We start from the raw sequence: 7,203 nt of genomic DNA on the forward strand, positions 1-7,203 counted from the left end.
TGTCAACAGTGCTTTAAGTTAATATTCACAAGAGGTTCCCTAAGTATTCAATAAACCGAATCTCTAACTGTTTAGGACTATTTAAGAAATTCTAGATAAATATTACCCACTATTATCACCATCAACAATATTTTCCTTTAATACTGGTTTACGTCCGGTTTGCTCAATGCTTTTTTCACTTTCATCTAAATGTACATTTCGTACAAAAAAGTATATAACGAAGTGACCAGCACCAATTATGGTCAGTAAAACAGGAATACTTTGCTTTTCATCAAAGAAAGAAATAGCGATGATAAACCCTACTACTGAAAGAATTCGTCCCATATTGAGAAAGATTTCTTTTACCACAATGTACTCGATCCTTGCCCTTTTAGCACTCCACGCCTTACCAATAACATCGTATGTTATTGACATATATGGAACAAGTAACATCGGATATCCTATTGCAATAAGTGCGGCATATATAAGTAGCTTTTGATAAGTTAAATCAAAAAGGATTAAGAAGATTGAAATATACAGTAACGTTCCGCCAATGAAAATGAAACGTTTACGCCTTGTTTTCTTTATCACTCTAGATGCAAGATAGTATCCTAGAAAAGCTACAACAGAATTCACTAGACCGAATGTTCCTAATGCTAATTCACTTCCGGTTGTAATAAATACGAAAACACCAATTACAAATACAAAGGTTCCTTCACGCAAACCCTGAAAGAAATGTGCTCTTGTAATAAGCTTCCAATTCTTATTATTCTTACGTTCATGAAAAATTCGTTTTAATAAATAATCTCCTTCTGCTTTTCTTCTCTTTATAAAAAAGCTCAGTACCACAGCTCCTGAGAATAACAAGAGAGAAATAGTAAAGATAGTAGTATAGCCAGTAAAATTCTTTAATTTTGAAATTGCAAAGCCTGCAACTATAGGTCCTACCATTCCAGCTGTGGAGTTCATAACACCTAAAAACCCATTAAAGAAATCTCTTGTTTCAGGTTCAGTAATTTCAAATGTTAATACATTAAATGCTAACCAGTAAAAACCGTATCCTATACCTAATGTTCCACCTAATAATATAAGGAATTTAGAAGCAGATCCTCCTATCATAAGGACAATTAAGAAAAATATAGCTAAAAAAATAACACCAAGTCTTAGTACAATTACTCGATCAACTTTCTTGGCAAGTCTTCCCGCAAAAATAAAGGTTAGTGGCTGCATGACCACGATTGATAAATTGTATATAGCTAAGTCAATAAATTTTCCGGATTGTTTCCATAAGTAAACGTTAACAAATGTATTGGAAAGAGCAATACTTAAGGCATACAATCCCCCAATCACTAATAATAAGATTAAATCCTTACTTACATCTACATCACCAATAATCTTTTTCATTTTTGACATTAAAAATACTCCCCTTCAACTTCTATTACATAGTTTGTCTTATCGATGTGTAGTTATGTATTTATATTGTAATTAGTCAGTATAATCGACATAAAGAAAAGGACTAACAAATGAATGTTAGTCCTCTTCTTTATAACTATTCTTTTTTATTATTTCCCAGCGATAAAACGTTTAGAAACTTCATCCCAGTTTACTACATTCCAGAAAGAAGCAATGTAATCAGGGCGACGATTTTGGTAGTTTAGGTAATATGCATGCTCCCAAACATCTAAGCCTAGGATTGGTGTTTTACCTTCCATTAATGGAGAATCTTGGTTTGGTGTACTAGTTACTTCTAGCTCACCATTGTTTACAACTAACCAAGCCCAGCCAGAACCAAAACGAGTTGTTGCAGCTTTAGCAAACTCTTCTTTGAAGCTATCATAGCTACCAAATTTAGCGTTAATTGCTTCGCCAAGTTCACCTGTTGGATTACCGCCACCATTAGGAGATAGAATTGACCAGAATAAGCTATGGTTTGCATGTCCACCACCGTTATTGCGCACTGCTGTACGGATAGATTCTGGAACAGCATCTAAGTTAGAAACTAATTCTTCTACACTTTTCGCTGCTAGATCAGCATTTCCTTCTAAAGCAGCATTTACATTTGAGATGTAAGTGTTGTGATGTTTTGTGTGATGAATATTCATTGTTTCTTTGTCAATATGTGGTTCTAGTGCATCATACGCGTAAGGTAATTGTGGTAATTCATAAGCCATTGTTTATTCCTCCTTAAAATATGTACCTATTGTTAAAAAGCCTATCTAAAGCTTCTCAATTCTAAGGTTACCAAAATAGTCCTATACTTTCAATTAATATGAACTACATCACGAATAACAGTTTTCTCAAAAAGAAAATTAATATGCATGCTAAAAATCCACTAAAACATGATAGTAAAAATTAACTAGCAACCATCATTCACAAAGTTCCTTATTATCACTCAAAAGAATTTTTAGTCTAAGTTGAATTGCTTTGATATGTTAGATAATGAATTGGATAGTCCTTTTAATTGTAAGCCAATTTCATGCGTGCTTTCCATCTGATGTATTTGGTTATCACTTGTTGAAAGCATTTGTTCTGTACTAGCTAGGGTTTCTTGTGAGATTGATGCAAAGCTCAAAGTTCCCTCTTCTAAATCTGGAAGTACCAATTTTAAACCATGAAGCTCTCCTTGCATTCCTTGTAGTTTCTCACTTACCGTATCTATTTCCATCATTAGTTCATCAAAGGATGCTTTTGAATCATTTGCCGTTTCTAAGTTATGCCTTATTTTCATTAGCATATCTCCAAATTCTTTAGTAGCACGAATCGTTACTTCTTCCATTTCAGAAATTGATTTTGAGATATCTATAGTAGCAGAAGAAGATTGGTCAGCTAGTTTCTTTACCTCATCTGCTACAACAGCAAATCCCTTGCCTGCTTCTCCTGCTCTGGCCGCTTCGATAGTTGCATTAAGAGCCAATAACTTTGTTTGATCTGCAACACCTTTTATTAACCCTACAAGGCTAGTTATTGAAGAAGAGTGATTCCTTACCTGTTGTATTGTTGTGGTCATATGCTCAAAATCCTGCTCAAAGCTATGGATGGTATTAATTAAGTGCATGTTGTTTTTTTCTCCACGTTTAGCGGATAAATTCATATCTTCAGAACTCTGGAAAACAGTATTCATTCCAGAAATCAACAACTCGATTTTTTGTTTTATTGATTGAAAACCGATTACACTTCTTTCTGAGCTACTTACTGTCTGCTCCGCTCCGAGTTTTACTACATTAATAGCTTCAATTAAATGACGACTATACGAAAGTGCATTTTCTGAAGAATAACTCAAATTTTCTCCTGTGCTCTCAAGCTCTGTTGTTGTCTCATTGATTTCATTAATAACAACTCTCATTTGTTCAATCATCATATTAAAGCTTACTTTCAAAGATTGAAGCTCAGGAATTGTGGTGTTAATTAAGGCTTTTTTATTTAAATTACCTTCACGGACCTCTGTCATAACATGTCTAAGTTCATTTAAAGGGTTCGTTAGACTACGAACAAAAAGGACTAAAAGAATCGTTGATATAACTAAACTCACAACTACTACAAGGATCATAAATTGCGCCATATCATTTACTGGTCCTAAATAAGAATTGGTTGGAACAACTAAAATGTATTTACCATTAACCTCTGGCATTTTTATAACTGATATTGTATAGTCTTCACCTTTAATTGTATGATGGAAAACCTCATTTTCCCCATTAGATATTTTTTCTTTAAACGAGTCATTGAAAGTAAGATTCGATTTATTACTTACTTTAAATGGTTTTATTTCATCGTCTACAAAATAAAACATTTGTGATTGTATCTTGTCCGATGTTAACTGTTTTTGTTGATCACGAACACTAATCTCTAATTGCTGCATAAAGTATAAATCATCACTCACATATAAGAATTTCAGGTTTTTTGCAACATAAGCCATAACTTCTGATTCACGACTTATACGATTTTCAATCGTCTCAATTGTAGTATCTTTTGCTTTCAGGTAGGAACTAATTCCTACTGTAATAATAGAGACAAATAATAAGAAAATAAATAATAGCAATAAACGATTTTTTAGGCTAAATTTCGCATACCGTTTATCTAAACCACGAATCAGCGCTGGATGATCCTCCTTTTCTGTGTTCTTTATCTTTTCATGCTTTTTTTGATTAGAGTTTTTCTTATGTATTTTCGTCCTTTTATGTTCCAAGCCTAAGACCTCCATATCTCGTGTAAATTCGACTTATTATATCATTGGAATGTTAAGCCAATGTTAAGAATAGGAAGGTCGTCAATAAGTCTTTCTACTTATTCGCATTATATTTTTTGCCGATTTCAGCTTTATCTTTAACTAAATAGTTAAAGTACACGGAACTAAGATTCTACTTGTGAAGTCCCATTTTTAACTATATCTATCGAGAAGTGGTGTTTTTTCCTAGATAGCTACAAACTCTGACACACAAAAAAAAGCAAGGGATTTCCCCTTGCTTTCAAAACATTTGTTTATTTTTTTAGTCTCTATGTCCTAAAACAGCTTCAGCAAGATTAACTGAGTGATCTCCAATGCGCTCTAAGTTACTAATAATATCGACAAAAACAATTCCAGCTGAACCAGTGCATGCACCTTCATTGATTCTTAGGATATGTTTCTTTCTCAAAGTACGTTCCATCTTGTCAATTTGTTCTTCTGATTTAAGTACCTTCATAGCCAATGCTGTATCTTTATCATCTAAAGCGGTTAGTGCATCTTTTAATGTTTGGATTGTCAAATCAAACATTTCCTCTAAATCTTTTTTAGCTGAATCTGTGAGCTTAACTTTGTTTGTTATTTGGAATCCAACTAATTCAACAACATTTTCAAAATGATCACCTATACGTTCGATGTCTCTTACAGTATCCATTAACATACTATGTTCTTCAGATTCTGTTGAAGACATTTCACTTCTCGAAATTAGAATTAGATAATCTGTTATTTTACGATCCAAATTATTAATTGCATCTTCAAGTTGCATAGCAGTGTCTGCATTTTTTTGAGAAAATGTTTTTTGATATTCACTAGAAGCTTCTAAACCGATAATAGCAAATTTACCCATTCTTAACACTTCTTCTTTTGCTTGTCCTAAAGCAATCGAAGATGATTGTTCAATAAAAATTGGATCTAGATGTTTTGGTTTGTATTCAATCATAGAATCATCACCTGGTATTAATTTTGTAACGATCCAAGCGAGTAATCCAATTAACGGCAATTGTATAATTGTATTTGTTAAATTAAATGATCCATGAGCAAACGCAATTGTCATTTCTGGATTTAAATTCATAGCGTCTTGCAAAAACTGAACGAAGTTAGTAAACAAAGGTAAGAATATTAAAAATATCCCTGTACCTAGTAGGTTGAAAATTACGTGTGTTAATGCAGCACGTCTTGCAGCAACTGACGCTCCAATAGATGCTAATACGGCTGTAATGGTTGTACCGATATTGTCACCAAATAAAACAGGTAAAGCTGCACGAATATCCATTAATCCTTGTCCAAATAATTCTTGTAGTATCCCTATAGTAGCACTAGAACTCTGCACGATGACAGTAAAAATCGTTCCAATTAAAACACCAAGTAAAGGATTATCACTCATGCTAAGAGTTAAATCATGAAACTCTTGTAAGCTGCGTAATGGTTTCATTCCTCCACCCATTAACTCTAGTCCAAAGAATAAAGCACCGAATCCAAATACAATTTGCCCCAAATTATGTATTCGTTTATTTTTAAAGAAAAACAGTAGTACTGCACCAACAGCAATAATTGGTAGGGCATAATCTGATATTTTTATCCCTATAATGAAGGCTGTAACTGTTGTACCTATATTTGCTCCCATGATGACACCAATAGCTTGTCTAAGTGACATAAACCCAGCACTTACTAAACCTACAGTTATAACTGTTGTTCCGCTGCTAGATTGGATTAAAATAGTAACAATTATACCTGCTAATACACCCATTATAGGATTCGTTGTAAACTTATCTAATATATCTCTAAGTTTATCACCCGCAGAGCGTTGGAGCCCATCGCCCATGTATTTAATCCCAAAAAGAAATATCCCAAGACCACCGATGAATTCAAATATCATCTTTTGGATATCAAGTTCCAAAATTTTCAACCCCTCATTCTTCTTCTTTTTTTCGACAAACATCTACAACCCTTTCAATTATTAACGAAATATTGATTTTTTGTAAAGGTATTTCGTTAAAATATTTACAAAAAATTTACGAAAAAATATTAAAACGCTTTCATTAAGACTATAATTTGTTTATTATAACTTTCCTTGTAATCTCTTCACATCACATATAAAATAAAGTCGTATAAAAAAGAAGGATGTGTCTTTAAGGAGATGAATGTATTTAAACAGCTTTTATCAAGCATATACTCACCTAAAACGATCTCTACATTTCGTTTTCAAGGGATAGGTAAAACAATTCTTTTTGTATTTCTTCTAGCTTTACTCAGTACTATACCAACAGCTTTTCATTTTACAAATGGATTAGTAGATGGCTTAAAAGGTTTTGATGAAACTTTACGCAATGATTTACCCTCATTTTCAATTGAAGAAGGTAAATTAAGTGCAGACACCGATGCGCCAGTAGAAATTAGAAAAGATAATTTCATTATTATCTTAGATGATACAGGAGCTTTTGGTGTTGATGAGCTTGAAGCAAAGCAAAATGCGATTGGTATTTTAGATGACCGATTTGTTTTTGCAGCAAATGGGCAAGCGCAGACATATGAATATAATTTAATGAACATGACTTTAACTAGTGAAGATTTGATTGAGGTCTCAAGTCAATTCAATGATCTATTGCCTATAATAATCTCCATCCTATTCGTTATTATGTACCTATTTGGAGCATTTGTTAAATTCTTAGAAATCACATTTTTAGCATTATTCGGATTAGTCTTTAAAAATAGCTTAAATCGTAAGTTGAATTTCAAACAAATATGGGTGCTAGCTGCTTATTCAATTACATTGGCTACAATCTTCTTTGTTATAATGGATAGCCTGAGAGTATCTGTTCCAAACGGATTTATTATTAATTGGTTTGTTCATGTGATTGTATTATATCTAGTATTTAAAGAGATACCACAGTCAAAAAAACCAATAAATTCTGATAAACCACAAACAAAAACCTTGGAATAACTGAAGTGACCCCTTAAAGTTAGACACGGTTATTTCTTTAGGCAACTTGGGTAAAATGAGTTCG

At 32.9% G+C, this 7,203-nt stretch carries 5 protein-coding genes; 1 reads left to right on the forward strand and 4 read right to left on the reverse strand.

Annotated features, from left to right (window positions below):
* Window positions 1–102: 102 nt before the first annotated feature.
* The 4 genes from FS935_RS05050 to FS935_RS05065 all read right to left on the reverse strand — a co-directional run bounded on the left by FS935_RS05050 (window position 103) and on the right by FS935_RS05065 (window position 6,095).
* Complete coding sequence (locus tag FS935_RS05050) at window positions 103–1,392, reverse strand: MFS transporter (protein WP_146946458.1); 1,290 nt, start codon at window positions 1,390–1,392, stop codon at window positions 103–105.
* A gap of 149 nt (window positions 1,393–1,541) precedes the next feature.
* Window positions 1,542–2,150 carry a superoxide dismutase gene (locus FS935_RS05055; protein ID WP_146946459.1) on the reverse strand — a complete coding sequence of 203 codons (609 nt, stop codon included), beginning with the start codon at window positions 2,148–2,150 and terminating at the stop codon, window positions 1,542–1,544.
* 233 nt (window positions 2,151–2,383) lie between these two features.
* Complete coding sequence (locus tag FS935_RS05060) at window positions 2,384–4,162, reverse strand: methyl-accepting chemotaxis protein (RefSeq protein ID WP_240050821.1); 1,779 nt, start codon at window positions 4,160–4,162, stop codon at window positions 2,384–2,386.
* Window positions 4,163–4,463: 301 nt separating this feature from the next.
* Window positions 4,464–6,095 carry a Na/Pi cotransporter family protein gene (locus FS935_RS05065; protein ID WP_193559347.1) on the reverse strand — a complete coding sequence of 544 codons (1,632 nt, stop codon included), beginning with the start codon at window positions 6,093–6,095 and terminating at the stop codon, window positions 4,464–4,466.
* A gap of 240 nt (window positions 6,096–6,335) precedes the next feature.
* Between FS935_RS05065 and FS935_RS05070 the strand changes: the two genes are divergently transcribed.
* Window positions 6,336–7,139: a DUF1189 domain-containing protein gene (locus FS935_RS05070; protein WP_146946461.1), complete on the forward strand. Its 804-nt coding sequence runs from the start codon at window positions 6,336–6,338 to the stop codon at window positions 7,137–7,139.
* Window positions 7,140–7,203 lie beyond the last annotated feature (64 nt).

Source organism: Metabacillus litoralis (assembly GCF_007994985.1).
In the GTDB taxonomy this organism is placed as follows: Bacteria; Bacillota; Bacilli; order Bacillales; family Bacillaceae; genus Metabacillus; species Metabacillus litoralis.